Source organism: Aurantiacibacter flavus (assembly GCF_039710615.1).
In the GTDB taxonomy this organism is placed as follows: Bacteria; Pseudomonadota; Alphaproteobacteria; order Sphingomonadales; family Sphingomonadaceae; genus Alteraurantiacibacter; species Alteraurantiacibacter flavus.
Genome location: NZ_JBDLBR010000002.1, coordinates 183,482 through 209,921 on the forward strand (window position 1 = coordinate 183,482; position 26,440 = coordinate 209,921).

The following is a 26,440-nucleotide window of genomic DNA, read 5'->3' on the forward strand; positions in this document are numbered from 1 at the left end:
CGACACCCCCCGTCGGAGGCCAGTTTCCTTTTTTGGGCTATGGCATTGAAAACGCCGGGACACCAATGGTGCCCCGGCGTTTTCTTTGTTTCGCGATGCGTTGAGTTCAGCGAACGCGCGGCCCGCCGAACGGTAGTGGCGGCGGGGGACGGCGCGCGCCACGCGGCAGCTGCGCCTGATAGGCCCGCCCACAGTGCTCCACACAATAGGGGAAACCGGGATTCACCTTTTCGCCGCAGAAGTGGAAATCGGGCTCGCCGGGGTGGCCCATCGGCCAGCGGCACACGCGGTCGCTGAGGTCGAGCAGGCTCGTCTTGTCGGCGATCTCGGGGCTTGGCTTGGCCGGCACCAGCCGGCGCGGCGGTGCGGGTGGAATGGGGGCTTGCTGATCGCCGGGACCTTGCCGCAGGAAGCCACCGGGGCCGTATGACACGATCTTCGGCAAGTCTTCCTGCCGATCGGGAAGCGGCTGGCTCGGAGTTGCGTTTGCAGGAGCAGCGGGGCTGTCCTGCACTTGCGGAGCCGCCTGTTTCGCAGGAGCTGCAGGAGCCGAAGTCGTGCGGGGCTTGCTCTTCGGCGCGGAGGCCTCGGCTGCCGGCTTGCTTGCCGGGGCCTTCTTCTTCGCTTCCTTCTTGTCGCTTGCCTTTACCGGGCTGGGGCGCGCCTTGAGGCCGAGCCGGTGCGCTTTGCCGATCACGGCGTTGCGCGAGACATCGCCCAGTTCCTCGGCGATCTGGCTGGCGGTGGCGCCACCTTCCCACATCTTGGTCAGTTGCGCGATCCGTTCGTCGGTCCAGCTCATCGAATACCTTCGTTCATTGCCTTGTGCGGGAACAGGGTTTGCCGCCCCGAACCGCAGGTGATCTTGCCAGCCCGCCCGCTGACGGATAATCGCAGCTCATGCCCCAGACCGAACCTGCATCCGCAAACAGCAACGCTGCGCTTTCCGGCACCATCGCCGCGACGAGATTCCCGCCAAAGGGGGAGCCACAGATCACCGGGTTCAACCGGATTGGGCTGTGGAGCCTCTATATTAAGGAGATCAGGCGATTTCTCAAGGTGCAGACGCAAACTGTCTGGGCACCGGCGATCACCACGCTGCTGTTCCTGATCATTTTCACCGTCGCACTGGGGCGGGGCGGGCGCGAAGTGCTGGGCGTTTCGTTCGGAACCTTCGTGGCGCCGGGCCTCATCATGATGGGCATGATGCAGAACGCCTTTGCCAATGCCAGCTTCTCGCTGCTTTCGGGCAAGCTACAAGGTACGATCATCGACTTGCTGATGCCCCCACTGTCGTGGGGTGAGCTGATGCTCGGCATCGTTGCGGCCGCGATGACTCGGGCGGTGATGGTTGGAGCCACGGTGGCTTTCGCCATGTGGCTTTATCCGGGTGTCGAGGTCGGAGCGGCGCATGTCTGGGCGATTGTGTGGTTCGGTCTGAACGGAGCCGCGCTGCTCTCGATCGTGGGGCTGCTGGCGAGCTTGTGGGCCGAGAAGTTCGATCACAACGCGGCTGTCACCAACTTCGTGGTTGCTCCGCTGTCGCTGCTGTCGGGCACCTTCTACGTGATCGACAACTTGTCTCCTGCTTTCGAGGCGATCAGCCGGGTAAACCCGTTTTTCTATCTTATCTCGGGCTTCCGCTACGGCTTCCTTGGTGAAAGCGACATCGGAAACACCGACCACGCGGTTATGGGCGCGGCGCTGGGCGTGTTTGCACTCAACCTCGTGCTCGGCTTCTTCACCTACCGGGTGCTGGCCAGCGGTTGGAAGATCAAGAGCTAGGGGCACGGCCGGGCGGCCGCACTTTCCGTGGCCGGAACTGATTAGTGAGTTAGGCTGGCGCGCAGGCGATAGCGCCCACCCGCGAACTGTTCGAACAGCTGGTCAACGCCAGGATGGTCAACCGGGCCGCCATCTGTGTCGATCAGCAAATTTTGCTGGCTGACATAGGCGACGTAGCTCGTATCTTCGCTGTCGGCGAGAAGGTGATAATAGGGTTGGTCCCGGCTGGGGCGCAGATCGAGCGGGATCTGTTCATACCATTCGTCGGAATTGGCGAACACCGGATCGATATCGAAGATGACCCCGCGGAAATCGTGATTCTTGTGCTTCACGACATCACCAATGGCGAAGCGTGCGCGAGCATGACGAGGAGCCTGGATGCGCTTTCCGGCTTGAGCCGAATAGAACTCTGTATGTTCCATATAGCGGGAATATAGGCTGTTTGTGTGTGCGAACAAGGCGCTACGAGAGATAATCACCGGTGCTGGTGTGCGATGGGTCTTGGCAAGGCCGATTTCATGGGCTAACGGGCGCGCTTCTCAGAGCGACCGGGGCCTACGGCCTCTCACCTGACCGTGCGGAGAGGTGGCAGAGTGGTCGAATGCGCTGCACTCGAAATGCAGTATACGGGCAACCGTATCGAGGGTTCGAATCCCTCCCTCTCCGCCACGGCCTGATCCTCCCACAGCCACGATGAGCCGATAAAACCCAAAGGTTTCCATGGGTTATGGGTGATTCGCATCCTCTCACGTCCACGCTGGATCACCGGCGTCCGAATTGGAAATGTGGGAACGGGTGTGGGAAAATCGGGCTATGGGAAAGCTATCCAAGACGGCTGTCGCGGCAGCCACGCGGCCAGGTCGACTCTGTGATGGAGATGGCCTGATGTTGGTCATCCAGCCGAGCGGAACGAAGAGCTGGGTCTGTCGGGTACAGAAAAATGGCAACCGTCGGGACTTCGGGCTCGGCAGCGCCAAGACTGTGTCGCTGAAGCTCGCGCGTGAGCGCGCGCATGAAATCCGCACCTGGGTCGAGATGGGCCTCGATCCTGTCTTCGAGCGACGCAAGGCTGCTGGCATTCCGACTTTTCGCGAGGCGGCGGCCAAAGTGCTCTCGCAGCACCGCAAGACCTGGCGCAACGAGAAGCACGAGCATCAGTGGCTGCGGACGCTTGAAACGTATGTCTTCCCGCACATCGGCAATCAGCAGGTGAACGACATCACCGGGCCGATGATCCGCAATGTCCTGGCCGAGATCTGGCTCAGCAAGCCCGAGACGGCACGACGCGTACGCCAGCGGATCGGGACGGTGCTCGATTGGGCTTATGCCTCGGGCTATCGCGACAGCGAGGCGCCGATGCGGGCGATCAGCAAGGGCTTGCCGCGTCAGCCGAAGAAGGACGGGCACTTTGCAGCCATGCCCTACAGCGATGTGCCAGCCTTTATGGTCAAGCTGCGCAAGCGCGAGAGCTTCAGCAGGTTCGCACTTGCGTTCGCGATTTTGACCGCAGCGCGCTCAGGCGAGGTTAGAGGAGCAACCTGGGATGAGATCGATCTTGAGGCCAGGCTGTGGACGATCCCCAAGGAGCGGATGAAGGCTGCGCGCGAACACATTGTCCCGCTGACGCGTCCGGCAATCCGAATCCTGGAGCGCTGCGAAGAACTGCGCATCGCCGGCTGCTCGCTCGTCTTTCCGGGTATTCGCCGCAACACACAGCTCTCGGATATGACGCTGACCAAACTGCTCAAGGAGATGAAGGAGCCATATACAGCTCATGGCTTCCGCTCGGCTTTCCGTGATTGGGTCAGCGAGGAGACCGAGCATCAAGGCGAGGTGGCAGAAGCGGCACTTGCGCACGTAGTCGCCAACAAGACCGAGGCGGCCTACCGGCGCGGCAACCTGCTCGAAAAGCGCCGCCTGCTCATGGATGACTGGGCCAAGTTCTGCTCGAAGGCATGATCTGACTTCGATCGTGCTGGGCGGCCCGTCGTCATGTAGCAATGCGTAAGCGCAAGAGCACCTTCAGGTCGGCGGCTCGCCGGATGGGAGCATATCATTCGCGCTTGGCCACATACCGCGTCCGAAGAGGTTCGGGGGGCTGGCGGTACGACGCGGTTCCGGAAATCCGAACATGGGACGCTGCACCTTCCAATCGAGAGGGATGGGTGCCGATGCCAAGCGCTTATCTTCACGGGTGCATTCATGGCTTCGGCTTTCGACTTCCGATCTGTCAAAAACTGGTAGGTTTCGGGTGGTGAGGGATTTTAGAGTTACCCATCGGCACTACGTTGACACCGGTGCTTTGAGCGACACACATAGCGGCATGTGCAATCTTTACCGAACTCGCAGCTCTACCGCCGAGATTGCGCAGCTCTTTCGCGTCGAAGCTGACACCGGTGCGAACTTTGCCGTCGAGGTTTATCCGGGCTATTCCGGTGCAGTGATCCTTGAGGGGCAATTGCGCTCAATGGTCTGGGGCTTTCCTCTGGTCCTAAAGAGCAAGAAAACAGGCCAGCCCCTAAAACCCAAGCCGGTGAACAATGCGCGCACCGACAAGCTGGACAGCTTCATGTGGCGTTACAGTTTTGCCGAGCGGCGTTGTCTGATCCCCCTAACCGCCTGGGCCGAGGCGCAGGGGCAGAAGGGAGGCATGACCCGCACGTGGCTGAGCCTGCCCGATCAGGAGCTATTCGCCATCGCGGGAATCTGGCGAGACAGCGACGAATGGGGCGAATGCTACTCGATGGTGATGACCGATGCCGCAGGGGATGCCGCCCAAGTGCATAGCCGGATGCCTGTAATCCTCCATCCGTCCAACTACGCTGCGTGGCAATGCGGTTCACTCAACGAGGCGATGGCGCTTTGCGTGTCCTTCGACGGACCATTGGCGATCGACCGAACCGCGGAGCCGTGGGTGAAAGGCCGGTAGTTCGATCATCGCACGAACGTTTCGGATGGCACATTGAGCAAGAAGCGGCACGCCAATCACGCTTGCAGCGAATCGCTGTTCCTTTTACGTTCCAAAAGATGGCTCGTCGCTCAACACAACAATCCAAGCTGGACGACCTTGCTTTCCCGGTGCGCATAAAGGTTGCCATTCCGCGGCATGGCTTAGGTCCCTTGCTTGACCGAATGCACCAATGGCTCAATCTAGAGTTAGAGCCTGGCGAGTTTTCGTCAGGAAGCTCGCCGGGAATTGGGGCGTCAACTGCTGCTTTCCACTTTCGTGCATTGGAGCAAGCGCGACAATTTCTGACGGCATTCCCTGAAGCTGAATTGGCAGATGGCACCCTGTCGCCTGCTTTTACTTCGCCCACAAAGCGCAAGGTCTGATTGTGTTCGGGGCGACCGATGATCACTTACCATAGGCAGCATTAGCGCCACGATCCGTAAACCGCTCTCCCTCTCAGCGCCCGGATCGCGATCCATAGGAGCGATTGTAGCGGTTTCGGCATGAAGAAAAGCGCAGGTCTTCCCTGTGAGGTTGAGCGGAGGTAAGCGCATCGGGACCGCATTTTTCCTTCTGAAGCGACCACTTGGCATTGGAGCGGTTAGATGTTCCGGCTCCATGGCGGACTGGCGCCTAGGCAAGAAGTGGGCCGTAAGCCGAAGGTCGGCTTTGCATTCGGAGTTGTCTAAAACGGACCCTCCGCCCTGAGTTGACTTTCGATTAGTCAGACCTAGCCCTCGGATAGCATCACCTTGATATGCCGCAGCTTATCTGGGTTGCGCACGATGTAAATGGCAGTGATCTTTCCGTCGCGAACCTCGAGCGCCGTGGTCTGCAAAGCAGCACCCCGGTCGATGCTGACGAACCCGGGAAGTCCGTCGATCATCACGACGCGAAGCAATCGGGGCCGGTACGCGGCCTTGCGCGCCAGCCCGCGAAAAAGGCGCAGGACCCGGTCGACACCGCGCACGATATTGCGGAAGGCGAGGACTTTTCCGCCACCGTCGGAGTAGACCGCGACTTCGTCGGCAAGGATTCCGCTCAAGGCCTGGATGTCGCCTTTCGTACTGGCATCATGGAACGCTCGCACGAGATCGGCGGCGCTTTCCGGCGATAATGCAAAACGCGGGCGCGCATCCCTGACGTGGCGGCGGGCGCGGGATGCGAGCTGGCGAACCGCGGCAGGCTCGCGTTGCAGTACAGATGCCACCTCGATAGGCGGCGTGTCGAAAATGTCATGGAGCAGGAAGGCAGCCCGCTCCAGCGGTGACAGCCGCTCCATCGCCATCATCAGCGTCAGGGTTACGTCGTCGGCGATGGTCTCTTCATCAGACTGCTGCACCAGCGGCTCCGGCAGCCACGCCCCGACATACTCCTCGCGTCGCGCCCGGGCCGACTTCAACTGGTCAAGGCAGAGGCGCGTAACGATCCGGGTCAGGTAGGCCCCCGGTGCCTCAACTTCGTCCTCTACGGCCGCCCAGCGCGGCCAGGCGTCCTGGACGACATCCTCGGCCTCGCTCAGCGAGCCCAGCATACGGTAAGCGAGGCGCAGCAACCGCGGCCGCTGCGCCTCGAAACTGGACAGGCGCGTCTCACGCCGCATCGGCGCGCATCGCTGCACCACGCGGCGGGTGGGCAACGCGAAAGCCCACCTGAAGCCGGTTCCAGACGTTGATCGCGCCGATGGCGAAGGTCAATTGCACCCGCTCCTCCTCGTTGAAATGTGCAGCGAGCGCATCGTAGGCTTCGTCGCTCGCCCCGTCATCTGCCACGCGGGTCAGCGCCTCCGTCCAGCCCAACGCCGCCCGTTCACGGTCGGAATAGAGATAGGAGTCGTGCCAGGCGTTCAGAAGGTAAAGCTTCATCTCGTCCACGCCGCGCTTCCGCAAGTCGGATGTGTGCATGTAAATGCAGAAAGCGCAGCCATTGATTTGCGACGCGCGCAGCTTGATCAGTTCCAGCAGTTCCGGGTCGATAGCGCTGGCGAGCGCCTGCTCAAGCGCGACCATCGCCTTGAAACCGGCGGGAAAGAGTGCGGAGGGATTGTCGAGGCGGGGGGTCATTTTCGGTCTCCTGGTGACGAGCTTTGAAGGGCTCGAAACCAAGACGACTTAGCGCTGCCAGATGGGACATCGATCGGATATTTTTGCGCCAAAGGGGCCACCACAGGGAGCTTAAAGGGCTGCAAATGGGCCGATAGCCGACTGGCAGCTCTTTGAGCCAGAAGTCCGAAAAGCTGACGTCTGAGCGATGCCTCACGGTGGTCAATGATCGACAAGATAGCGGACCTTCGCGAGCGAGGGACCGGGCAACTCAGTATTTTGAATGACCGTTAGCGCCTTGTGAAAATGGTCCTCTACGCCCGCGACAACGCGCTTCCGGAGGTCTTCGAATATGTATGTCGTAGGTTAGAGAATCTGAGAAAAGCGAAGTGGCGGACACCGACGGATTCGATCCCCACAAATCGGAGAGTGAATATCAACCACTCTAATGCGTGAACTTGCCGCATTCACCACATAGATACGCGGGCTTTATCGACTAATTTTCGTGTAGAGTATCGGCCACTGATCACACGACTGCTAGCGCTTTCCGGACGCTCGGGTCCTCGGAGAGGTATCCGCGCAACTTTGTTCATACTGTGCAAGGAAGGTCAGTACTTGGGCGAAGCGCAGTCGGACGGGTGCTGTCTCCAGGGGTGCATATGCACTCACGGGCAAGCCTTCACTGTCCCTCACCGTCAGGTTGAGTCGTTGCCCCTGACGCGCTTGCAGCTGCTGCCAGGCAAACAGTTCGGCCAAATCCTCCGACGCGGCCGCCGTGGAGTAAAAGGACACGAAAGGACTGTCGCTCAACGACTGGTAGTAGGCTGGAGCATGGCGGGCCGGGACAGGGGGATGCCGCCGGAGGGGCGTGTGTACTGCCAGGCTGTCCGCGTGCGGCTTGGCTAGTGTCTGTTGGTTCTCCCAGATGCCCGCTCCGAAGCGATATGCCGGGTTGGCTGATAACTGAAGGACCTGGTCGACGACATGGCTGGTCTCGTGCAGCAATATGTAAGTCAGCGCATCGCGGTCACCGGCGTCGAACCCGACCGAGAACCCCGAGCCGTCGTCTTCGAAAAGCCGGCGTTCCTTGGTGTTGAGGAAGTCCGTCAGGCTATCGTGAAGCAGACTTGCCTTCAGGGTGATGTCGAATTGCAGACTTGCGTCGCCAGGATTCACTACCCGGGTTAACGCCGAACCTGAGCCGGGCTGCAGATCGAGGAAGCTCAGCCGCCGCAAGTGGCGGTGCAGGATGTCACGGTGCAATTGCGGGAGGCCCGCCAATGCTTCGCGCAGAACCGCGCTTTCCGACGGTGTAAGCCGATGATCGGTAATGTCCGATGCGCCGACACCCGCGAAGATATCCACCACTGGCTGATCAGCCGGGGCGATCCGTCCCATTAGCGCATCGACCCCTGCGCCTCGCACGGTGAGACAGGCTACTGGTTGCGGCGCAGGCTGCGTTAGTTGCGCAGGCGCCTGTCCCGATAAAGCCAAGGCGAATAGCGCGGCAGAGTCTGCGAACAAATCCATATCTCCAGCGATAGGCGCCCATCGAAGAAACCGATGGTGTTGCCAAGATTGATTGCACCCAGGTGTTTCAAGCGGTGGGCACCGTGCCCCCGTCGATGACGTATTCTGTGCCGGTGATCGTCCCGGCAAGGTCAGAAGAAAGGAACGCGATCAGGTTGGCGATTTCCGCGGGCTTGGATGGGCGCCCGATGGGAATTCCCCCTAGCGAATCCATGATCATCTGCTTTCCTTGTTCAACGTCCATATCGTGCTCCGCCGCCAGACGCTGGGCGAGCTCGACGGAGGCTTCGGTTTCGATCCAGCCAGGCGACACGCGGATGACGCGAACACCTTTGGGCGAGACCTGCTTTGACAGACTTTTGCTGTAGGTGGACAGGGCCGCCTTGGCAGCCGCATAGGCTGTCGTCGCTTCCGGGAGCGGCAGCTCGCGCTGGATCGAGGTGACATGGATCACCACGCCAGCCCCTTGCGCTTCCATTGCCGGCAGCAAATGCCGGTCGAGGCGCACGGCAGGGAAAAGGTTGAGGTCGAACTCCTTCCGCCACTCGTCGTCATCCAGCGCGGCATAGCCTCCCGCAGGTGCCGACGATCCTCCGAGCATGTGCACCACGATATCAACACCGCCGAGCCGTTCCTGCACGGCGGAAGCGACCGTCTCGCATCCGACCGTGGTGGTGAGGTCTCCTGCGACGAAAATCTCGTCCGGCATGGCCGCGGGCTGCGAGCGCGCCGTCGTCAGCACTCTGGCTCCGAGCTGCTGGAACAGGGCGACCGTAGCCGCTCCGGCACCACGGGTTCCGGAAGTGATGAGCGCGCGTTTCCCATTTAGTGTCAGCAGTTCCGTCATGGCACGATTTCCAGTTCGGCAATCTCGTCCCCGTCGAGGACGAAAAGATAGCGCAGGTCGACAGGGCTGCCGGGGAAATTGCCGACCAGGTGACTGGTTACCACCGTGCGGTCGCCATCCTGCGCGATTGCGAAAGGCTCCACCGTATAGGTGTACTGGGTGGAAGCATTCGCCATCCATTGGCGGATTGCGTCGCGTCCGGTGTAGGTATTGCCCTCGTCGATCACCTCGGCGTCTTGCGTGAAGCACTCGGAGATCGCTTGGGCATTGCCTCCCTTATCGGCGGAAAAATAGGCCGCGATCGGTGCAGGCAGTTCGATGGACATTTCGTGTCTCCTTGTTCTGGATTTGCAAATTACGCGCATGCCGGGGTCACCGGCGGCTGCTGATGGCGCCGCTTAAGCTCTTGGTCCGACTGGAAATCTCAGCCTTTGGCACGAAGGTCAGCGCAGCCACGGCGTCGACTTCCTCGGGCGGCAGGCCGGCGCCGCGGCCTTCGAAGGATGCGTCGAGCGGGATTCGCAGCGAGCGGTTGGGTTCCATCGGCAGGAACGAGATCATGCAAACCTCTTCGAGGGCAGCCGATTCAGCCACCTTGACCAGCTCTTCCTTCAGGTCCTCGCGGGTGTAGCTAATGATGTAGTTATAATCCTGTTCCAGCGTGAACAGCTTGTGTTCGCGCATGCCTTCAGGAACGTCACTATCTTTGAAGTTCCATAGGAATTTGGCCGGACCACCGACCACGGGGCCGCCGAAGACGAGTTGCTTGGCAATCAGCGCGTCGAGGATGCGGTGAGCCTGAACGGTCTGTTCGGCACTTATGAACACCTGATAATATTGCATTCGCTCTACTCCATTGCCCCTCCGCCAGAGATTTAGGCCATTGCCTTGGTCCCGATAAGCGGGATAAATCTGGACGTGATGTTCGGAGAAACAGGATAATGCGGAATTACAACCTCACCGACTTCGATGCAGTGCTGGCGATCAGTCGCAAGGGATCGTTCCGCGCCGCCGCACTGGAACTGGGCATGTCGACCAGCGCATTGAGCAACGCGATTGCCAAACTGGAAGGGCAGCTGGGTGTTCGGCTGTTCAACCGCACCACGCGCAGCGTCTCGCTGACGGGAGCCGGGAGAAGGTTTGTCGATCAGGTGACACCCGCGCTGACAGACATTCACCAAGCTCTCGACACGGTCCGCTCGCAGCAGGAGACGCCTTCGGGAACCCTGCGCATCAATACCTTTGCTACAGCGGGGCGCGAAATTCTGGCACCGTTGTTGATCGAATACACACGCCGCTTTCCAGCAGTGCACATCGACCTTGTTACCGAGGGAAATCTGGTCGACGTCGTGGCTGAGGGCTTCGATTTTGGCGTGCGCACCCAATCGCTCGTGCCTTCGGACATGATCGCGATTCCGCTTGGCCCACCCCGGCGCATTGCTGTCGTAGCCACGCCGGAATACGTAATGGCGCGCAACAAACCCGCCGTCCCTTCCGACTTGCTTGCCCATGCCTGCATTCGCACACGCCTGCCTAACGGTGCGCTCTATCGGTGGCAGTTCGAAGCCGAAGGGCAGGCGGTGCAGGTGGATGTTCAAGGACCAATCACCTTGGACGAGGCCAGCCTTGCGCGCATCGCAGTGCTGGAGTCCGTGGGTATCGGATATTTCATGGAATCCGACGTGCGGCGGGACCTTGAGGAGGGGCGGTTGGTGCGCATGCTGGAAGACTGGACACCCCCGCTATCGCCTCTGTGCCTCTATTATCCCAGCAGGCGCAATCCGCCTGCCGCCTTCAAGGTGTTCGTGGACCTGGCGCGCGAGCTCGCCAGAGCGTCGAAGCTCGGATAACCGACAGTACCTAGACTAGCTCGCGGCGGAAGCAGTCTTGCGCGTGATCATTGACGATGCCCACAGCCTGCAGCCAGGCATAGACGATCTTCGGCCCGACGAACTTGAAGCCGCGTCCTTTCAGCTCTTTCGACACGGCTTCGGACAGCGGCGAGCTTGCGATCCAGTCCATGCCCGGGTTCGTGATCACCTTGCCGTCGGTGAACGACCAGCAGAACTCGTCGAAGGCTTCGCCCCGATCGCGCATATCGCAGTAGATTTGTGCACCTGCGATCGTAGCGCGGATCTTTGCCTGGGCGCGCACAATGCCCGGATTGGCCATCAGTCTTGCGACATCAGCTTCATCGAAAGCAGCGACCTTCGCCGGGTCAAACCCGGCGAAGGCCTCGCGGAATGCATCGCGCTTGCGCAGGATGATAACCCATGCCAGCCCCGCCTGAAATCCTTCGAGCATGAGCGTCTCCCACAAGATGCGGGGATCATGCTGGGGGACGCCCCATTCATTGTCGTGATAACGGCGCAGATCTGCATCGCTGGTGGCCCATTCACATCGAACCACGTGTTCGCTTTCAGTCATCCGCCACGCCTCAGGTTGTCGCCTCCGCAAATCATCCTTGGATGAACGCCAGCAGATCGGCATTGATGACGTCTGCATTTACAGTCGCCATGCCGTGTGAAAAGTCCGGATAGATTTTCAGTTCGCCGCTGCTCAGAAGGTCGATCGCAAGCTTGGCGCTGTTCTCGATGGGGACGATCTGATCATCGTCTCCATGCATTATCAGCGTCGGCACTTCGATTGCCTTGAGATCCTCGGTGAAGTCGGTTTCGGAAAAAGCTCTGATCCCGTCGTAGTGGGCTTTCGCACCGCCCATCATGCCTTGCCGCCACCAATTGTCGATTACCGCTTGAAGCGGCGTCACGCCGGGGCGGTTGAAGCCATAGAAGGGCCCTGCGGCGACTTCGCGATAGAAGCTGGCGCGATCGGAGGCGAGCGAGGTGCGAAACCCATCGAACACCTCCATCGGCAGTCCGTTGGGATAATCGTCCGTCTTGACCATGATCGGGGGGACCGCACCGATCAGAACTGCCTTGCTCACTCGGGCTCGGTCAGCGCGTGCCACATAGCGGGCGACTTCACCGCCGCCGGTCGAATGGCCGACATGGATCACGTTGGTCAGATCGAGCGCATTGATGACGGCGGCAACGTCCGCCGAATAATGATCCATGTCGTGGCCGTGAGAAACTTGCGAGGACCGCCCATGGCCGCGCCGGTCATGAGCGATGACGCGGAACCCCTTGTTTGTGAAGAAGATGAGTTGCGCATCCCAGTCGTCTGAACTGAGCGGCCACCCGTGATGAAACATGATCGCCTGGGCGTCCTTCGGTCCCCAGTCCTTGTAGAAGATTTCGACGCCGTCATCGGTTGTTACGAAAGCCATGATGTTTGCTCCAATTGTAAAAGAATACGTCTGCGGCATTCAATTTATACGGGGTGCTCGCTGTAAGAGGCTGTCACGCCGGCGATGGCCGTTGGCTGGCTCGTTCCGGCTCGACCTCAGGTTCTCTTCAAAATCTGCCGACGTGCTTCATCCGCGATCGGGTGCAGGGCGTCGGCGACGTTGAGACCGCCGACAAGACTGTAGCCCATGCCGTCGTCTGCCCAGGCATATCCGACCACGTCGCCTTCGCGATGTTCTGCCATGGGGGCATTCTCGTCACGGCGCACCATAGGTCGCATCAGAATGGCGATCCGTGTGCCAGCCGCATCATCATACATCAGCAAGCCAGCAGGCCCATTCTGGGTGGCAACGACACGACCGCCGATGAACTGGTAACCGGCCCCGGAAAGGTCCGGCAACGAAATTGGTTCAGAGAGACGCTTCTCAAACCAGCCCAATAACGCGTCGCTGTCCGTCGCCGCAATCTCGACAGGACGACGGCTATCCGAACCGAAGACCGCATAGGCATAGGAGGCCTCCTGAGCGAGCGCGTTAACGCCAACCGGTTGCTCCATCGCCATTCCGCGAAGCATCCACCCACCACCTCCTCCGGCCAGCAAGAGGAGGCAGGCTGCTGCAGCCGCCTGCCAAGCCGACCGGTTCGGTCGGTGGTTGGAGACCATCAGGTGGCCCAGATTGAGGTTTGGCGGCACCGGTTCATCAGCAATGGGCCCAAGCGCCGAACGAAGTGCTTCGCGCTGCGCGCCGAACCGCGCAAAACGTTCGGCCACTTCGGGATTACTTTCGAGATAGGCTTCAACCTCCGCGCGGCGGCTGTCGGACAATGCCCCGTCGACGAATGCGTGAAGATCTTCCTCTGAGATTGGACGGCTCATTTAACCCTCCTCAGTACAGCACCAGCCGTTGCCGATCTGTCTGGGCCTTCGTCAATCAACTGCGCCAACCGATGACGGGCGCGGGAAAGCCGGGACATTACCGTCCCTATCGGAATGTCGAGCACCGATGCCGTCTCGGCATATGATAGGTCTTCGACCGAGACGAGTAGCAACACGCTGCGCTGGTCTTCGGGCAGCCACGAAAGCGCATCCACGATCGCTCGATGATGTAACCGGTCCTCCTGAGCCGGTGCCGTCGCGAATGCTGCCTCATCGACGTGCTCTACCGTGACGTGGACTCCGCGGCGAGCCGCCTGCTTAACCCGGTTGATCGCGAGATTGTGCAGAATGGTGAAGACCCACGTTCGTGTGTTGCCGTCAATTCGGCGTTGGTGCCAACGGCTAATTACGCGCTCGAGGCAATCTTGCACCAGATCGTCGGCAGCATTTTGATCCCGCAGCAAACTGCGCGCATAGCGCCGAAGCGACGGGATCAGCGGTTCGACAAGAGCCATCATATCCTGCACGGCCTTCTCCCTATCGTGTCGCTGTCACGACGCGCGCGATTGCACCTGAACGGGCGGCCCGTGTTCGGTCATAGAGCCTGGTACGATGACAAGGAAGCGCGATCGATCACCCGATGCATCACGCATGACCTGCCGGATCGGCCCGACGGCGTTGACCACGGCAGAGCCTGCCGGGTTTGTTACGAAGCTGGCAAGCGGCTCAATCGGGCCGCTGCCGTCTGGCTGCTCTGTCAGCGCAAGGACATAAGGCTTGCCCTGGTCCAATCCGGAGACTGCCGCTTGCAGCACCTGCGTCAACCCTTGGTCAAAGAGCGTCACGCTCGTCGACGAACTCGATGATGAGGCAACGGACTCAAGCGTGAGCTGAACGGCATGCGCTGCGAGGCCGAGAGGGGTCAGCCCTCCGGTTCCAGTGCCTGCGGGCACTGCATCGGGCACGTAGACGACAGCTTGGGGCGCTTGGCCGACCGGAATTTCCGCGACAACGCGATTGCTCGAGGTGTCAATCGCGGCGATCATGTCCGAGTTCTCCAGACCGACATAGATGCGACTGCCATCGCCTGAAGGCCAAAGGCCATGCGGCAGCTTGCCGACCGGGATCGTCGCCGTTTCCTCGAAGCTGGCGGTGCTGAACACCCTGACGGCATTCAGCCCGCCGACCGTGACATAGGCGAATATCCCCGCCGCGGTCTGCGCGAAGTTGACGTGGTTGGTGAGCGGGCCAGTGTCGATCGTGCGGATTACTTTGAAGGGTGGCCGCGCATCGAAGATCATGACGCGCCCGACGTCCTTCAGTGTCAGCCAGACCTGCGTCCCGTCCGGGCTTGCCGCGATATTCGGACAGAACGGCGAGTCCTGCCGGATCCGGCCGACGATCTGGTGATCGGCGAGCCTGATTGCTACCGTCTCGGCGGTGAACGATGAGCAGACATAGCCATAGTCGCCATCCGGAGAGAAAATCTGCATTCCGGGGCCCGCCGGCACGCGAATGCGCTTCGTTTCGGCAAAGGTCGTGGTGTCGATAACCGCGATATAGTCTTCGCCCCGGATCGTGACCCACAGCTCGCGTCCGTCGGGCGTAAAGAAGGCCTCATGCGGAGAGCGTCCGACATAGGTGGTGGCTTTCACCGCGTTGGTGGCGGTGTCGATGAAGGTGACCGAGTTGGAACCGATCGACACGACCGCGAGTGTCTTTCCGTCGGGTGAAAAGCCGAGACCGTGGACGAGAAGCTGGCCGCGATAGAGCGGGCTGAGATTGGCGGGCTGCGGATCGCCCAGCCGGATCACACCAAGCAGGCCGTTAGTCGCCGGATCGATAACCGATACGGTATTCGAGAATTGGTCGGCCGCATAAATCCGATCCCTCGCACTGATCGCAACATCCGGCGCTGTGTCGGAACGCGGCGGTTGTCCCGCGGTCGCCACCGACAAGGGCGCGAGGGCGGAGCCAGCCAAAAGAAGAAGGGCGTAAAAGGGGCGATTCATGGTCAGCGGCCCTGCCTTGTTGTGCTGCCGGTTGGCGACGCTGCCGGCATTGCGTGAATTCCGATCGCCAGCCGCATCGCCCGGATTTCGTCTTCCTGAGTGACGATGATTTCCTGCGCGAGACGCCTGACCGCCTCATTGCGGCTCGACCGCAGCACGGCGCGCGCCATGTCGATGGCACCCTGATGATGGGGGATCATCATGGTGACGAAGTCCTTGTCGATGTCCCCGGTCGGTGCCGCGTGCATCAACTCCATCATGCGCTCCATCGCCTGCGCGTTTTCGGCGAGGAAAGCGGTGGCTTCCGGCGATATCCGACTGGTCCATTCATCCGCTATCGCGGAATGATGACCGGCTTCCTTTGCCGAGGCCGGGGTGGACGCGGCAGCCATAATGCAGATGGCCAGTACGGCGCTGGCACCTCTTTCGAACGTCATGTCATGATCACCCCATGTTTAGCCATGGTGAGTAGACAGCGAAGGAGATCGATTATTCCAGGTGCCTGACAATTTTCTTTCGGTCGGCGAAACCGCGCGATTAAATTCGGGCCGAGGGAATAATTTCGCGCCTTGCTTGTCTCTCGTGGATCGCAACTACGAGAGACGTGACCTATGACTACCAGACCAATCATCGCGGCCATGCTTGCGCTTTCGGTGTCCACCGCTGCGCAATCGACAGAGAAATCCACTCCCGACGAGCCCCATAGTCAATCGCGCAACGTGGTTCTCGTGCATGGTGCCTTCGCAGATGGATCGGGCTGGCGCGGTGTCTATGACGAGCTGACCGCCCGGGGATACCGCGTGACAATCGTACAGAACCCGCTGACCTCGCTGGCCGACGACGTCGCTGCGACCAAGAGGGCACTGGACCGGCAGGACGGACCGACCGTGCTGGTCGGGCACAGCTGGGGCGGAACGGTGATCACCGAAGCAGGCGTACACCCGAAAGTCAGCGCTCTCGTTTACGTTTCCGCACTTTCGCCCGATGCTGGAGAAACGACCGCGCAGCAATATGACGGCTACACCACGCCGCCCGAATTCGTCATCGACACGCAGGCAGACGGCTTCGGTTACATCAAGGCCGAGAACTTCCGCGCCGGTTTCGCCGCCGATGCTACCGAAGCCGACGCCGCGTTCCTGCGGGATTCGCAGATTCCCATCAACATGTCGGTGTTCGGCACCGTGCTCGAAAATGCCGCCTGGCGCAGCAAGCCGAGCTGGGCGGTCATCGCCACCGATGATCGCGCGTTCGACCAGCGCATGCTGCACGACATGGCGGACCGCATCGGTGCGAAGGTGACCGAGGTCGCGGCCAGCCATGCGGTCTTCATGACCCAGCCAAGGGTGGTCGCCGACGTGATCGACGAAGCAGCCCGCCAAGCCCCGGCTGAAGCCAACTAACTTCCCCTGCCCCACGAACCATAATCCGGATTTCCGATGTGCGTCGGCGGGCTGTGCCGCCTTGCGCGCAATGGCGGAGCTTTGTCCGGTCGAAGGATAGTATCATGACCCATCAAGCCACCCCTACCGACATCGCCGATTTCGAACGCCGCGCTCGCGAGAACCAGCAACGGCTCAATGCCAGTTTGAAGCCGTCCTACGATTTCATCGTCTGCGGCGGCGGGTCTTCCGGCTCCGTCATCGCCCGGCGCCTCGCCGAGAACGCCGACTGCCAGGTACTCCTCATCGAAGCCGGCGGCGATGACGAGGATGAGAGCGTGCTCGACCCGGCGATGTGGCCGACCAATCTGGGCAGCAAGCGCGACTGGGGCTTTCAGGCCGAGCCCAACCCGCATCTCGATGGCCGCGCGCTGTCGATGTCGATGGGTAAGGGCCTCGGCGGTGGATCCAGCGTCAACGTCATGGTCTGGGCGCACGGCCATCGTAGCGACTGGGACGATTATGCAGCCGTATCCGGTGACCTCGAGTGGGGTGCCGACGCGGTCCAGGCGATCTATCGCCGGATCGAGAATTGGCAGGGGGCGCCCGACCCGCGCTACCGGGGCACCGATGGCCCCGTCTGGGTCCAGCCCGCTGCCGATCCCAGTCCCATTGCCGGTGCGCTCCTGGACGCCGCTCAGGAACTTGGCATCCCGCGGTTCAACAGCCCTAACGGCCGCATGATGGAGGGCGAAGGTGGTGCCGCAATTTCCGACATGCTGGTGCGCGACGGCCGCCGCCATTCGCTTTACCGTGCGTACCTTCGGCCTTTCGCGGACCGTCCCAACCTGACCATTCTCACGAATACGCTAGTCCGGCGAATTCTCTTCGACGGGCGCCGGGCATCGGGTGTCGAGATTGAGCGAGAAGGAAAGATTCGATCGATCGGCGTCGGCAACGAGGTGATCGTCTCTACCGGTGCAATAAACACGCCAAAGCTGCTCATGCTTTCAGGCCTGGGCGAGCGCGGCGAACTCGCCCGGCTCGGTATTCCTCTGGTTGAGCACATCCCTGGTGTCGGCCAGAACCTGCAGGATCACGTCGCCTTCTGCTGCACTTGGGAATACCGTGAGCCGCTGGCCCCGCGCAACAGCGGGAGCGAGGCCAAGCTGTACTGGAAATCACGGCCCGAGCTGGCCGCCCCCGACCTGCTACTGTGTCAGGTGGAGTTCCCCGTACCGAGTGAGCGCACCGCTGCCTTGGGTGTCCCAGAGCATGGCTGGACAATGTTCGGCGGGCTCGCCCATCCGAAAAGCCGAGGCCACGTGCGGCTTGCTTCGAGCGATCTCCACGCGCCACCGATCGTCGATCCCAACATGCTGTCTGATCCTGCCGATGTCGAGGCCGCGAGAGCATGCGTCCAACTTTGCCGCGATCTGGGCGCAGCGACTTCATTCGCGCCATTCGTCAAGCGAGAGGCGATTCCTGGCGAGGGTAACCCGACCGACTATCGCTTCCTGCGGGACGCCGCGGTCACTTACTGGCACCAGAGCGGCACAGCACGGATGGGCCGCGACGACTTGGCGGTTGTCGACGCGGCACTAAAGGTTCGGGGCGTGGAAGGCTTGCGGGTGGCTGACGCCTCGGTTTTCCCCAAAGTCCCGACGGGTAATATCCAAGCGCCCTGTGCCATCGTCGGGGAAAGGGCAGCGCAGTTCATTCGCAACACCTATCGACTGTGACGTCGGCGGGCTGTGGGGACCGGGCAGCCGGCCATCCTCCAGCCTGCGGGGGGCCAACGTTCGCCGGCGGGCCTAAACGTCGAGAGCATGTGCGCAGCCTCCCGATAAGGACCTCATCAGCTACGATTCTGATCCATCAATGCCCTTGATTGGAAGGCCCGTATGCCTGAGCGATGCTGTCGAATTGGTACTCGGGTGCATAATCGACCACAAAGGTCGGGGCAGCCGAAACAGCTCCGTATGAAGGGCAAACCTCCGCATTTGCTACCAATCAGGACGGTCCTGAATCATGGACGATGGTTCGCTGCTCCCGCACATTGGTGAACGAATACCAGCGATGGCAAATCTGCGGACCGAAGGAGACTTTTCGGACCGTCCACCAGTGCTGATGCTCGGAGATGATCGAACTGATGTCCGCTTTCAGGCGTTCTCCGTTCCGGGCGGAACGGCCGAAAAGGGCGCATTCCTGCCTGTCCGCTTAACAGCGTTCCATCCGCAGCACCGCTGCGGAGCGGCGTATATAGGTCGGCACCCGCCAACAATGCCGACGTTCAGCGCCTCAGATTGACCGCTGAAAGCTGCCGTTGGTTCAGGCCCACGGTGGCGCCAAAAATTGGGCCGTAGGCGGACCGTCCCCTTTCAGGGCGTTTTCCGCGAAAGTGGACGGTTCTGCTGCGACACCTATGTCTGCACGAGTTGGTATCCAGCCATCATGGGATGTCCATCAGCCCGCGTTGCTCGTCGGTAGTCATGGTCAGACGCAGGCGATCCCACCACTTCTCGCGCCAGCTACGCTCATCGTCCGATCGATTGAGCACGAGCCGCGCGATCGCGGGCAGGACGAAGAGCGTGAGCGCGGTCGCGGTGATCAACCCGCCGATCACGACAGTGGCCAGCGGACGCTGGACTTCCGCGCCAGTGCCGGTTGCAAGGGCCATCGGCACGAAGCCGAGCGAGGCCACCAAAGCTGTCATCAGCACCGGTCGCAACCTCGCCAATGCACCATCGGTGATCGCCTCATCGAGAGGCACTCCCTTGTCGAGCCGCTGGCGTATCGCGGTCATCATCACGAGCCCGTTCAATACCGCGACACCCGATAGGGCGATGAAGCCCACGGCGGCGGACACCGAGAACGGCATCCCCCGTAGGGCAAGCGCGAAGACCCCGCCTGCCAGCGCCATCGGGATCGCGCTGAACACCGCCAGCGCTGGCACCCATCCGCCGAGCGCCATGAACAGGAGCAGCAGCACCAGCGCGAAGCAGACCGGAACGACCAGGGCGAGCCTCGCCTGCGCCGCCTGGAGGTTCTGGTATTGTCCGCCCCATTCGATGAAGGAGGCGGCCGGCAATCCGACGTTCTCGGAGACGCCTGCGCGAGCCTCCTCGACGAACGAGCCGAGATCGCGCTCGCGCACGTTCGCCGACACGATCACCAGTCGGCGACCCTGCTCCCGGCGAACCTCCGCGAGACCATCTACCACTTGGAAATCCGCCAGTGTGCGAAGCGGAACCGTGACCCCGCTTTCGAGGACTATGGGAAGAGCTCCGAGCTGATCGAAATCGTCCCGGGTCGCATCCTCGAGCCGCACGACGACATCGAACCGGCGGTCACCCTCGAATACCAGCCCCGCTGGCCGACCACCCAGCGCGATGGCAACGGATTGCGCGACCTCCTCCACGGTCAGACCGTATCGGGCGATCGTCGGACGATCGAAGGCGATGTCCAGCGTAGGAAAGCCAGTGACCTGCTGGACCTTGACGTCTGCAGCACCCTCGACGCCGCGCAGCACCTTGGCCACTTCTCCGGCTGACCGGGTCAGCGCGGTCAGGTCGTCTCCGTAGAGCTTGACCGCCACGTCGCCGCGAACACCCGCGATCAGCTCGTTGAAGCGCAGTTCGATGGGCTGGCTGAACTCGTAGAGGTTGCCGACCAGACCGCTGAGCGATTTCTCCATCTGTGCGACGAGTTCTTCCTTCGACAGGTCGGAATCGGGCCACTCCTCGCGAGGTTTCAGGATCACGTAGGCGTCGGATGCGTTCGGCGGCATCGGATCGCTCGCGACCTCGGCCGTGCCGGTGCGCGAGAAAACCAGCTCGACTTGCGGGAAGGTCTCGAGCCTGTCCTCCACCTGTCTCTGCATGGCGAGCGATCGCTCGAGCGAGGTCGACGGTATCCGCAGTGACTGAACCGCGATGTCGCGCTCATCCAGCTGCGGTGTGAACTCGCTGCCGAGGAAGGTGAACACGGAGGCCGCTACGGCGAAGAGCCCGGCGCCCACACCGATCACCGGCCAGGGACGTGCGATGGCGCGGCGCACCGCCGAGCCATAGCGTTCCTTCGCCATCCGAACGGGCTTGACCTCCTTCTCGGTCAGCTTGCGATTGAGAAGAACCGCGATCATCGCTGGCACGAAGGTCAGGGACAGCACGAAGGCGGACGCGAGCGCCAGCATGACCGTGATGGCCATGGGCGAGAACGTCTTGCCCTCGACACCCGTGAAGGTGAGAAGCGGCGCATAGACCAAGAGGATGATCGCCTGACCGTATACGGTCGGCTTGATCATCTCCTGCGCAGCCAGCCGTGTCTCGGTCAGCCGCTCGCCGAGGCTGAGCAGCCTGCCTTCGTGGTGCTGCCTGGTAACGAGCCGCGCGACGCTGTTCTCAACGATGATGACCGCGCCATCGACGATGAGGCCGAAGTCCAGTGCGCCCAGGCTCATCAGGTTGCCGGAGACACCAAGCCTGTTCATTCCCACCGCTGCCATCAGCATGGATATCGGGATGACCAGTGCGGCGATGATCGCTGCCCGGATATTGCCGAGCATCAGGAACAGGACTGCGATCACCAGAAGCGCGCCCTCGACGAGGTTCTTCTCGACCGTGGCGATGGTCGCATCGACAAGCGACGAGCGGTTGTAGACGATCTCGGCGACGACACCGGCAGGGAGCGAGGCGCGGACTTCTTCCAGTCGCTCGGCCGAGGCGGCAGCCACGGTGCGGCTGTTCTCGCCGCTGCGCATCAGGACCGTGCCGACGACCGCTTCCTCGCCATTGAGCGAGGCAGCACCGGTTCTGAGATCGCCGCCGATGCGCACCGAGGCGACATCCCCGATCCGGATCGGAACGCCCTCGCGGGTCGCGACCACCGCCTGTTCGATGTCCTGGGTGCCCCCAAGCCGCGCATCGACGCGGACGAGCAGAGCCTCTCCGGCACGATCGACAAAGTTGGCGCCTTCGGCGAGGTTCGCCGCTTCCAAGGCCTCGATCAGGGAGTCGAACGACAGGCCGTAGCCGGTGAGACGAGCAGGATCGGGCTGAACGAGGAACTGTTTCTCATAGCCGCCGATCGAATCCACCCCGGCAACGCCATCAATGGAGCGCATGAGCGGAGCAACGACCCAGTCCTGCACCGTGCGAAGATAGGCTGTCTTGGCGACCTCGGTGTCGAGGCGATCACCGCGTTCGGTGATGAAGGTCCCGTCCGACTGCCAGCCTGTCCGACCACCCTTCGGCGCACCGCGACCTCCCGGATACTCGTATTCGATCGTATACATGAGCACCTCGCCCAGGCCGGTCGAGATCGGTCCCATCGTGGGCTCCGCTCCTTCCGGCAGCGACGCACCGATCGGGGCTAGCCGTTCGTTCACCTGCTGACGCGCGAAGTAGATGTCGGTGCCTTCTTCGAATATCGCGGTGACCTGGCTGAAGCCGTTACGCGAGATCGAGCGGGTCATCTCCAGCCCCTCGATCCCGGCAAGCCCGGTCTCGATGGGGAAGGTCACCTGCGTCTCCACCTGTGAGGGAGAGAGGGCAGGCGCGCTGGTGTTGATCTGCACCTGCGTGTTGGTGATGTCCGGCACCGCATCGATCGGAAGGCGCAAAAGGTTCATGGCGCCGTAGATGGCTGCGAAGACGGTGAGGACGATGACCGCCCAGCGGAACCGCACGGCGATGTCGAGGATGGCCCCGATCAAACCGTGTCGATGGCTGGTCGTATCGGTGTGGGTAGCCACGGCGGGCGCGTTCTGAGTCTCAGTGACCATGGGTCGCGCCCTCCTTCCCGAGTTCGGCCTTGAGCAGGAAGGCGTTGGCGACAGCGATCCGCCATCCCTCCTGAAGACCGGAAAGGATCGTCACGTTGCCAGCGGACCGTGTCCCAAGCTCAACGTCGTGAGTCTGGAAGCCGGTCTTCGTCCGGACGAAGACCACGTCGCGTCCTTCGACCACCTGGATAGCGTCTTCCGGCACTGCAATGCGCTCGCGGTCGATTTCGCCCGACGGCCTGATCCGTGCCTGAAGGAAGGCACCCGGCTGAAGCCCCGGAATGCCGCGTGATAATGACAGGACCGCAGTCGCACTGCGGCTCTCCGGATCGAGCGAAGGCGTCACCGAACGAACCCGGGCGCCGATTTCCCGACCGTCGCCGACCACCAGCACGGCCTCGTCACCAGGTTGGATACGAGAGGCTTCGGCCGAAGGCAGCGCCACCTCGATCTGGAGACCATTGGGATCGACCACGCGGTAGAGTTCCTCGCCGGCCTCCACGAAGGCACCCAGCACGATCGGTGCCGCGGTGATCCTGCCAGCCAGGGGAGATGAGACTGACAGCGAACGCCCGTCGCCACTGACGCCGGCAGCCGCTACCGCGGCCTGCGCCCGCTGAAGTTCCGAACGTGCCACGCTGAGGTTTGCCTGCGCGGCTTCCAGATCCTGGCGGGCGGTGACATTTTCCTCGAAAAGACGTCGTTCGCGCTCGTAGGCGGCAGACAGCTCGCTCACCCGCGCGCGCGCTGCGCTCACCTGGGAGGCGAGAGCAGCGGCATCCGCGCTTTCGATGCGGGCGACGGTCTCGCCGCGTGCCACATAATCGCCCAGCGTCTTGCCGACGGAGCGGACGACCCCCGAGGCCCGGGCATCGATACGAGCGGATGCAGTGGGGCTCGCCGCGACAGTCGCTGGGAAGACGAGCTCGATAGCGGCCCCAGACCGGACGGTGGCCAGCTCTATCCCGGCCTCGCTGATCTGCTCTTCGCTAAGGGTGATCACCCCTTCGGGTGTCTCGGCCGCCGATTCCTCCTGTGCATGGTCGTCGACTTCGGAGGTTGGCCAGAATATCAGCGCCATAGCGCCAACCGCGATCACGATACCGACGAGGATCGCCAGTTTTCTGCGTGTCATTGATATATCCTTCATTGCGCGGCCAGCCCGATCAGTTCGGCTGCGGCCAGGCCCCTCTGCTCGCGTGCGGCGATGAGCGCCTCGCGGATCGTGTCACGTGCCTCTGCGGCCGCGAGAACTTCGATCAGGGGAAAACGTCCGTTGCGATATCCGATGCGAACGAGGCGCAATGCCTCCTCCGCCTGCGGGAGCGATGTCTGCGACAGGGTTTCGACGCGCGCTTCGGCACCAAGATACCTTGCCCGGGCCGTGGCGACCGCCTGCTCGTAATCCGCGCGAGCCACCGCTTCACGGGCATTCGCTGCCCGCAACCGAGCCTCGGCAGCGGCGATGTTGCCCTGGTTCCGGTCGCGAAAAGGAAGGGGGATCGATACGCCGACGAGGAAGGCATTGTCGCCGCTCTCCCAGAAGCGCCGCACTCCCGCAGAGACCGTCGGATCGGGAATCCGCAGGCTCCGCTGTCGCTCGATCTCCGCTGCCGCAACATTGCTCTCGGCTTGCGCGACCCTGTAGGTAAGGCTTTCCTGCGCCTCGGACATAAGCGAATCGGGCGGAAGGATATCCGGAAATTCCGCCGGAACGAGCGGCGCTTCACCGCCGGCCCATAGAGCCGCGAGCGCTGTTCTAGCCGACAGGCTCTCCGCCTCTGCCTCGACCAGATGCGCGCGCGCTTCGGCAAGGGCCGCATCCGCCCTCAATGCGCGCAAAGGCGGCTCGCGGCCGACCTCCACAAGGACACCAGCAATGCGAGCCAGTTCCTCGTTACGCGCCACGACATCTTCAGCAAGTTCGACCCGCGCAGCCGCTGCAGCAGCTGCGAGATATCGCTCGCGCACCAGCTGTCCCAGTTCGACCGTGGTAAGGTCGGCCCTGAGAGATGCCAGTTCGGCCTGGGCTTCTGCCGCACCGATCCGCGCGGATCGCTTGCCGCCGAGTTCGAGACGCTGGCCGACGGAGAGCGTATATTCGGTAGACTGGAGACCCGAGAATGCGCCGCTGCCGGCGACGTTCTCGACGTCGAACGAGATCTCGGGGTTGGGGCTCAGACGAGCCTGATCGACAAGCGCGACCGCCGCGTCGGTTTCAGCGCGGGGCCCCACGAGGCGGGGGTTGGTGGTGGCGGTATCGGCCTCAGCGGCGACCCCGCTGAGTTCAAGGGCGTCGTCGAGCGTGACAACACGCGGGTCCTGCGCACTGGCAGGTCCCGTGGACAGGGCGAGTATCAGCCCCCAGAAGGGGGCTGCTCGCCACAATATGGCGAACATGGATGGGTATTCCTCTGCTGACGTTCAGTTCGGCGTCGGAAAACAGGTCCGACGCGCGGCGAACGTCAGGCGCGAGGAGGGGGTGTTGCCAGTTCGGTCAGGTTGGAAGCGAAAGAGGGCTGAGCACTAGCGCGCAGGACATCTGTGACCGTTCCGAAGGCAGAGGCTTCACACGACCGGCCGACGGCCTGCGAAGCATGATGGCAATGGCCATGAGCACAGGCGCCGTGCTTCTCCGGGCCACGGTCATCATCACCGGGCTCGTCGTGCTGCTCGAGCTGAGATGCTATCGGAGGCTCTCCCCCGCATTCGGCCGCTTCCGCTACCGGAGCCCACAGGACACCGAATGCAGTGCACAGCGTGATTAGCTGAAGCAAGAGGGAGCGGGCGAAGAGCCGGGTCATAGCCTGTCCGGTAGCATTAGCAGCTTGGCTGCGAAAGAACTATCGCGCGAAACGGAATGTGATTTCATAACAAAACCATCGATCTACTTCGAGCCATGAACATCTTGAGCTGGCGATTGACCAAGCACACGACTGATCTCCGGTTCTATTTCCATCCGAGCGAATGCGCTTACATTCGAACGACCACTGTTTCCTATTGGAAGTCTCCCGGTGATGTTGCCTATGGGGGCAAGGGAAAGTCGGAATATCTGACCTAAAAGTTCGCGCCAATCACGCGTTCTCCACGCAAGCTCCAGCATACGCCAATGCGAGACGCAGTGCGGTCCCAAGCGGTCCTGAGCAACTACGTGGGCCCGTTCGAGATGGTGCCAGGCTTCCTCGAAATTCTGCTCGTCCGAAGCCTCGGCTGCGCGTCGGTATTCTTCTGCGAGAAATGCATCCCTGCTGGGAATGGTATTGCTATCCATGGGAAAGCTCCCGGCGTGCCTGGCCGAACACCTCCGCACTGCCCCACAGGGCTAGTCCGGCCATGATCGAGGCGACGAGCAGGTCGGGCCACGCGTCGCCCGTTCCAAACACGCCGAGGGCGGCGCCAAGAACCGCAACGTTTCCGATCGCGTCGTTGCGAGAGCAGATCCATACCGATCGCATGTTCGAATCGCCTTCGCGGAACCGGAAGAGCATGAGCGCGACGATCACGTTCGTCGCCAAAGCCAGCGTGCCGACCACTCCCATTGTCTGGGGCTCCGGGTCCGAACCAGCGACGAGGCCGTAGATCGCGTAGCCGATTACCCACACGCCGAAAGCGAGCATGGTCGCGGCCTTCACTAGAGCGGCCTTGGCGCGCCATGCGAGCGCCATCCCGGCAACGCCAAGACTGATCGCGTAGTTCGCGGCATCCCCGAAGAAATCAAGCGCATCGGCCTGGAGCGAACGGGAATCAGCAGCTACACCAGCCATCATCTCCACCACGAACATGACTGCATTAGCGATGAGTGCGATCCACAGGACGCGGCGCCAGCGCGGATCGTTGTGCGCGGCGGTGTCAGGCTCCGGTGTCTGGCAGCAGGACTTCGCCATGCCACTCTCCTTGCAACGTTCGAGTCGCACGGACATATGCG

Annotated in this window: 26 protein-coding genes and 1 tRNA gene; 8 read left to right on the top strand and 19 right to left on the bottom strand. The window is 61.9% G+C overall.

Annotation, left to right across the window (positions count from 1 at the left end):
- Positions 1 to 106: 106 nt before the first annotated feature.
- Positions 107 to 802 carry a GcrA family cell cycle regulator gene (locus ABDJ38_RS05595; RefSeq protein WP_346784098.1) on the bottom strand — a complete coding sequence of 232 codons (696 nt, stop codon included), beginning with the start codon at positions 800 to 802 and terminating at the stop codon, positions 107 to 109.
- Between the two features lie 98 nt (positions 803 to 900).
- On the opposite strand from ABDJ38_RS05595, the gene ABDJ38_RS05600 reads away from it, so the two are divergent.
- Positions 901 to 1,785, top strand: a complete 885-nt coding sequence (locus tag ABDJ38_RS05600) for an ABC transporter permease (RefSeq protein WP_346784099.1) — start codon at positions 901 to 903, stop codon at positions 1,783 to 1,785.
- Positions 1,786 to 1,826: 41 nt separating this feature from the next.
- Here the strand turns inward: ABDJ38_RS05600 and hspQ are convergent, their stop codons facing one another.
- Positions 1,827 to 2,207: a heat shock protein HspQ gene (hspQ, locus tag ABDJ38_RS05605; RefSeq protein ID WP_346784100.1), complete on the bottom strand. Its 381-nt coding sequence runs from the start codon at positions 2,205 to 2,207 to the stop codon at positions 1,827 to 1,829.
- A 157-nt stretch (positions 2,208 to 2,364) separates the two neighbouring features.
- On the opposite strand from hspQ, the gene ABDJ38_RS05610 reads away from it, so the two are divergent.
- The 4 genes from ABDJ38_RS05610 (at position 2,365) to ABDJ38_RS05625 (ending at position 5,118) form a co-directional block, all read left to right on the top strand.
- A tRNA-Ser gene (locus tag ABDJ38_RS05610) sits at positions 2,365 to 2,454 on the top strand.
- Positions 2,455 to 2,598: 144 nt separating this feature from the next.
- A complete protein-coding gene (locus ABDJ38_RS05615; RefSeq protein ID WP_346784101.1) occupies positions 2,599 to 3,744 on the top strand; it encodes a tyrosine-type recombinase/integrase in 1,146 nt (381 codons plus the stop codon).
- 202 nt (positions 3,745 to 3,946) lie between these two features.
- On the top strand, positions 3,947 to 4,714 hold the full coding sequence (locus ABDJ38_RS05620) for an SOS response-associated peptidase (RefSeq protein WP_346784102.1): 768 nt from the start codon (positions 3,947 to 3,949) through the stop codon (positions 4,712 to 4,714).
- Positions 4,696 to 5,118, top strand: a complete 423-nt coding sequence (locus ABDJ38_RS05625; protein WP_346784103.1) for a hypothetical protein — start codon at positions 4,696 to 4,698, stop codon at positions 5,116 to 5,118. The genes ABDJ38_RS05620 and ABDJ38_RS05625 overlap by 19 nt, the downstream gene beginning before the upstream one ends.
- 347 nt (positions 5,119 to 5,465) lie before the next feature.
- Here the strand turns inward: ABDJ38_RS05625 and ABDJ38_RS05630 are convergent, their stop codons facing one another.
- The 6 genes from ABDJ38_RS05630 to ABDJ38_RS05655 all read right to left on the bottom strand — a co-directional run bounded on the left by ABDJ38_RS05630 (position 5,466) and on the right by ABDJ38_RS05655 (position 9,997).
- On the bottom strand, positions 5,466 to 6,338 hold the full coding sequence (locus ABDJ38_RS05630) for a sigma-70 family RNA polymerase sigma factor (RefSeq protein WP_346784753.1): 873 nt from the start codon (positions 6,336 to 6,338) through the stop codon (positions 5,466 to 5,468).
- Positions 6,328 to 6,798 carry a carboxymuconolactone decarboxylase family protein gene (locus ABDJ38_RS05635; RefSeq protein WP_346784104.1) on the bottom strand — a complete coding sequence of 157 codons (471 nt, stop codon included), beginning with the start codon at positions 6,796 to 6,798 and terminating at the stop codon, positions 6,328 to 6,330. The genes ABDJ38_RS05630 and ABDJ38_RS05635 overlap by 11 nt, the downstream gene beginning before the upstream one ends.
- 516 nt (positions 6,799 to 7,314) lie before the next feature.
- Positions 7,315 to 8,175: a hypothetical protein gene (locus ABDJ38_RS05640; protein ID WP_346784105.1), complete on the bottom strand. Its 861-nt coding sequence runs from the start codon at positions 8,173 to 8,175 to the stop codon at positions 7,315 to 7,317.
- Between the two features lie 199 nt (positions 8,176 to 8,374).
- Positions 8,375 to 9,154, bottom strand: coding sequence for an SDR family oxidoreductase (locus ABDJ38_RS05645; RefSeq protein ID WP_346784106.1), 780 nt, complete (start codon positions 9,152 to 9,154; stop codon positions 8,375 to 8,377).
- Complete coding sequence (locus tag ABDJ38_RS05650) at positions 9,151 to 9,480, bottom strand: nuclear transport factor 2 family protein (protein ID WP_346784107.1); 330 nt, start codon at positions 9,478 to 9,480, stop codon at positions 9,151 to 9,153. The genes ABDJ38_RS05645 and ABDJ38_RS05650 overlap by 4 nt, the downstream gene beginning before the upstream one ends.
- 46 nt (positions 9,481 to 9,526) lie before the next feature.
- Positions 9,527 to 9,997, bottom strand: coding sequence for a hypothetical protein (locus tag ABDJ38_RS05655; RefSeq protein ID WP_346784108.1), 471 nt, complete (start codon positions 9,995 to 9,997; stop codon positions 9,527 to 9,529).
- A gap of 98 nt (positions 9,998 to 10,095) precedes the next feature.
- On the opposite strand from ABDJ38_RS05655, the gene ABDJ38_RS05660 reads away from it, so the two are divergent.
- On the top strand, positions 10,096 to 11,004 hold the full coding sequence (locus tag ABDJ38_RS05660; RefSeq protein ID WP_346784109.1) for a LysR family transcriptional regulator: 909 nt from the start codon (positions 10,096 to 10,098) through the stop codon (positions 11,002 to 11,004).
- A 10-nt stretch (positions 11,005 to 11,014) separates the two neighbouring features.
- Here the strand turns inward: ABDJ38_RS05660 and ABDJ38_RS05665 are convergent, their stop codons facing one another.
- From ABDJ38_RS05665 to ABDJ38_RS05690, 6 genes are all read right to left on the bottom strand, one after another.
- Complete coding sequence (locus ABDJ38_RS05665) at positions 11,015 to 11,581, bottom strand: DNA-3-methyladenine glycosylase I (RefSeq protein WP_346784754.1); 567 nt, start codon at positions 11,579 to 11,581, stop codon at positions 11,015 to 11,017.
- 31 nt (positions 11,582 to 11,612) lie between these two features.
- Positions 11,613 to 12,443 (bottom strand): alpha/beta fold hydrolase, encoded by an 831-nt coding sequence (locus ABDJ38_RS05670; protein WP_346784755.1) that lies wholly within the window; start codon positions 12,441 to 12,443, stop codon positions 11,613 to 11,615.
- Positions 12,444 to 12,559: 116 nt separating this feature from the next.
- The gene (locus ABDJ38_RS05675; RefSeq protein ID WP_346784110.1) at positions 12,560 to 13,288 is read right to left on the bottom strand and encodes an anti-sigma factor family protein; all 729 of its coding nucleotides are present in this window, start codon (positions 13,286 to 13,288) and stop codon (positions 12,560 to 12,562) included.
- Positions 13,289 to 13,335: 47 nt separating this feature from the next.
- Entirely contained in the window at positions 13,336 to 13,857 is a 522-nt protein-coding gene (locus tag ABDJ38_RS05680; RefSeq protein WP_346784756.1) for an RNA polymerase sigma factor, read from the bottom strand.
- Positions 13,858 to 13,890: 33 nt separating this feature from the next.
- Positions 13,891 to 15,351, bottom strand: coding sequence for a YncE family protein (locus ABDJ38_RS05685; RefSeq protein WP_346784111.1), 1,461 nt, complete (start codon positions 15,349 to 15,351; stop codon positions 13,891 to 13,893).
- A gap of 2 nt (positions 15,352 to 15,353) precedes the next feature.
- Positions 15,354 to 15,788 carry a DUF305 domain-containing protein gene (locus ABDJ38_RS05690; RefSeq protein WP_346784112.1) on the bottom strand — a complete coding sequence of 145 codons (435 nt, stop codon included), beginning with the start codon at positions 15,786 to 15,788 and terminating at the stop codon, positions 15,354 to 15,356.
- 174 nt (positions 15,789 to 15,962) lie between these two features.
- On the opposite strand from ABDJ38_RS05690, the gene ABDJ38_RS05695 reads away from it, so the two are divergent.
- On the top strand, positions 15,963 to 16,751 hold the full coding sequence (locus ABDJ38_RS05695) for an alpha/beta fold hydrolase (RefSeq protein ID WP_346784113.1): 789 nt from the start codon (positions 15,963 to 15,965) through the stop codon (positions 16,749 to 16,751).
- Between the two features lie 104 nt (positions 16,752 to 16,855).
- The gene (locus ABDJ38_RS05700) at positions 16,856 to 18,472 is read left to right on the top strand and encodes a GMC family oxidoreductase (protein ID WP_346784114.1); all 1,617 of its coding nucleotides are present in this window, start codon (positions 16,856 to 16,858) and stop codon (positions 18,470 to 18,472) included.
- 710 nt (positions 18,473 to 19,182) lie between these two features.
- On the opposite strand, the gene ABDJ38_RS05705 is transcribed toward ABDJ38_RS05700, so the two are convergent.
- The 5 genes from ABDJ38_RS05705 to ABDJ38_RS05725 all read right to left on the bottom strand — a co-directional run bounded on the left by ABDJ38_RS05705 (position 19,183) and on the right by ABDJ38_RS05725 (position 26,399).
- Positions 19,183 to 22,446 (bottom strand): efflux RND transporter permease subunit, encoded by a 3,264-nt coding sequence (locus ABDJ38_RS05705; protein WP_346784757.1) that lies wholly within the window; start codon positions 22,444 to 22,446, stop codon positions 19,183 to 19,185.
- A 58-nt stretch (positions 22,447 to 22,504) separates the two neighbouring features.
- Entirely contained in the window at positions 22,505 to 23,650 is a 1,146-nt protein-coding gene (locus ABDJ38_RS05710; RefSeq protein WP_346784115.1) for an efflux RND transporter periplasmic adaptor subunit, read from the bottom strand.
- 11 nt (positions 23,651 to 23,661) lie between these two features.
- Positions 23,662 to 24,915 carry a TolC family protein gene (locus ABDJ38_RS05715; protein WP_346784116.1) on the bottom strand — a complete coding sequence of 418 codons (1,254 nt, stop codon included), beginning with the start codon at positions 24,913 to 24,915 and terminating at the stop codon, positions 23,662 to 23,664.
- Positions 24,916 to 25,402: 487 nt separating this feature from the next.
- Positions 25,403 to 25,786 (bottom strand): DUF3703 domain-containing protein, encoded by a 384-nt coding sequence (locus ABDJ38_RS05720; protein WP_346784117.1) that lies wholly within the window; start codon positions 25,784 to 25,786, stop codon positions 25,403 to 25,405.
- A complete protein-coding gene (locus ABDJ38_RS05725; protein ID WP_222823982.1) occupies positions 25,779 to 26,399 on the bottom strand; it encodes a cation efflux transmembrane domain-containing protein in 621 nt (206 codons plus the stop codon). Before ABDJ38_RS05725 ends, ABDJ38_RS05720 begins: the two co-directional genes overlap by 8 nt.
- Positions 26,400 to 26,440 lie beyond the last annotated feature (41 nt).

What these genes read in the sequence shown, in the direction of transcription:
- ABDJ38_RS05620 (WP_346784102.1), top strand. Translation starts at nt 3,947, where the DNA reads ATGGGTGCCGATGCCAAGCGCTTATCTTCACGGGTGCATTCATGGCTT.
- hspQ (WP_346784100.1), bottom strand. Translation starts at nt 2,207, where the DNA reads ATGGAACATACAGAGTTCTATTCGGCTCAAGCCGGAAAGCGCATCCAG.
- ABDJ38_RS05670 (WP_346784755.1), bottom strand. Translation starts at nt 12,443, where the DNA reads ATGGCTTTCGTAACAACCGATGACGGCGTCGAAATCTTCTACAAGGAC.
- ABDJ38_RS05640 (WP_346784105.1), bottom strand. Translation starts at nt 8,175, where the DNA reads ATGGGACGGATCGCCCCGGCTGATCAGCCAGTGGTGGATATCTTCGCG.
- ABDJ38_RS05720 (WP_346784117.1), bottom strand. Translation starts at nt 25,786, where the DNA reads ATGGATAGCAATACCATTCCCAGCAGGGATGCATTTCTCGCAGAAGAA.
- ABDJ38_RS05700 (WP_346784114.1), top strand. Translation starts at nt 16,856, where the DNA reads ATGACCCATCAAGCCACCCCTACCGACATCGCCGATTTCGAACGCCGC.
- ABDJ38_RS05695 (WP_346784113.1), top strand. Translation starts at nt 15,963, where the DNA reads ATGACTACCAGACCAATCATCGCGGCCATGCTTGCGCTTTCGGTGTCC.
- ABDJ38_RS05690 (WP_346784112.1), bottom strand. Translation starts at nt 15,788, where the DNA reads ATGACGTTCGAAAGAGGTGCCAGCGCCGTACTGGCCATCTGCATTATG.
- ABDJ38_RS05710 (WP_346784115.1), bottom strand. Translation starts at nt 23,650, where the DNA reads ATGACACGCAGAAAACTGGCGATCCTCGTCGGTATCGTGATCGCGGTT.
- ABDJ38_RS05725 (WP_222823982.1), bottom strand. Translation starts at nt 26,399, where the DNA reads ATGGCGAAGTCCTGCTGCCAGACACCGGAGCCTGACACCGCCGCGCAC.
- ABDJ38_RS05600 (WP_346784099.1), top strand. Translation starts at nt 901, where the DNA reads ATGCCCCAGACCGAACCTGCATCCGCAAACAGCAACGCTGCGCTTTCC.
- ABDJ38_RS05655 (WP_346784108.1), bottom strand. Translation starts at nt 9,997, where the DNA reads ATGCAATATTATCAGGTGTTCATAAGTGCCGAACAGACCGTTCAGGCT.
- ABDJ38_RS05680 (WP_346784756.1), bottom strand. Translation starts at nt 13,857, where the DNA reads ATGATGGCTCTTGTCGAACCGCTGATCCCGTCGCTTCGGCGCTATGCG.
- ABDJ38_RS05595 (WP_346784098.1), bottom strand. Translation starts at nt 802, where the DNA reads ATGAGCTGGACCGACGAACGGATCGCGCAACTGACCAAGATGTGGGAA.
- ABDJ38_RS05635 (WP_346784104.1), bottom strand. Translation starts at nt 6,798, where the DNA reads ATGACCCCCCGCCTCGACAATCCCTCCGCACTCTTTCCCGCCGGTTTC.
- ABDJ38_RS05615 (WP_346784101.1), top strand. Translation starts at nt 2,599, where the DNA reads ATGGGAAAGCTATCCAAGACGGCTGTCGCGGCAGCCACGCGGCCAGGT.
- ABDJ38_RS05630 (WP_346784753.1), bottom strand. Translation starts at nt 6,338, where the DNA reads ATGCGGCGTGAGACGCGCCTGTCCAGTTTCGAGGCGCAGCGGCCGCGG.
- ABDJ38_RS05715 (WP_346784116.1), bottom strand. Translation starts at nt 24,915, where the DNA reads ATGTTCGCCATATTGTGGCGAGCAGCCCCCTTCTGGGGGCTGATACTC.
- ABDJ38_RS05665 (WP_346784754.1), bottom strand. Translation starts at nt 11,581, where the DNA reads ATGACTGAAAGCGAACACGTGGTTCGATGTGAATGGGCCACCAGCGAT.
- ABDJ38_RS05660 (WP_346784109.1), top strand. Translation starts at nt 10,096, where the DNA reads ATGCGGAATTACAACCTCACCGACTTCGATGCAGTGCTGGCGATCAGT.
- ABDJ38_RS05645 (WP_346784106.1), bottom strand. Translation starts at nt 9,154, where the DNA reads ATGACGGAACTGCTGACACTAAATGGGAAACGCGCGCTCATCACTTCC.
- ABDJ38_RS05685 (WP_346784111.1), bottom strand. Translation starts at nt 15,351, where the DNA reads ATGAATCGCCCCTTTTACGCCCTTCTTCTTTTGGCTGGCTCCGCCCTC.
- ABDJ38_RS05650 (WP_346784107.1), bottom strand. Translation starts at nt 9,480, where the DNA reads ATGTCCATCGAACTGCCTGCACCGATCGCGGCCTATTTTTCCGCCGAT.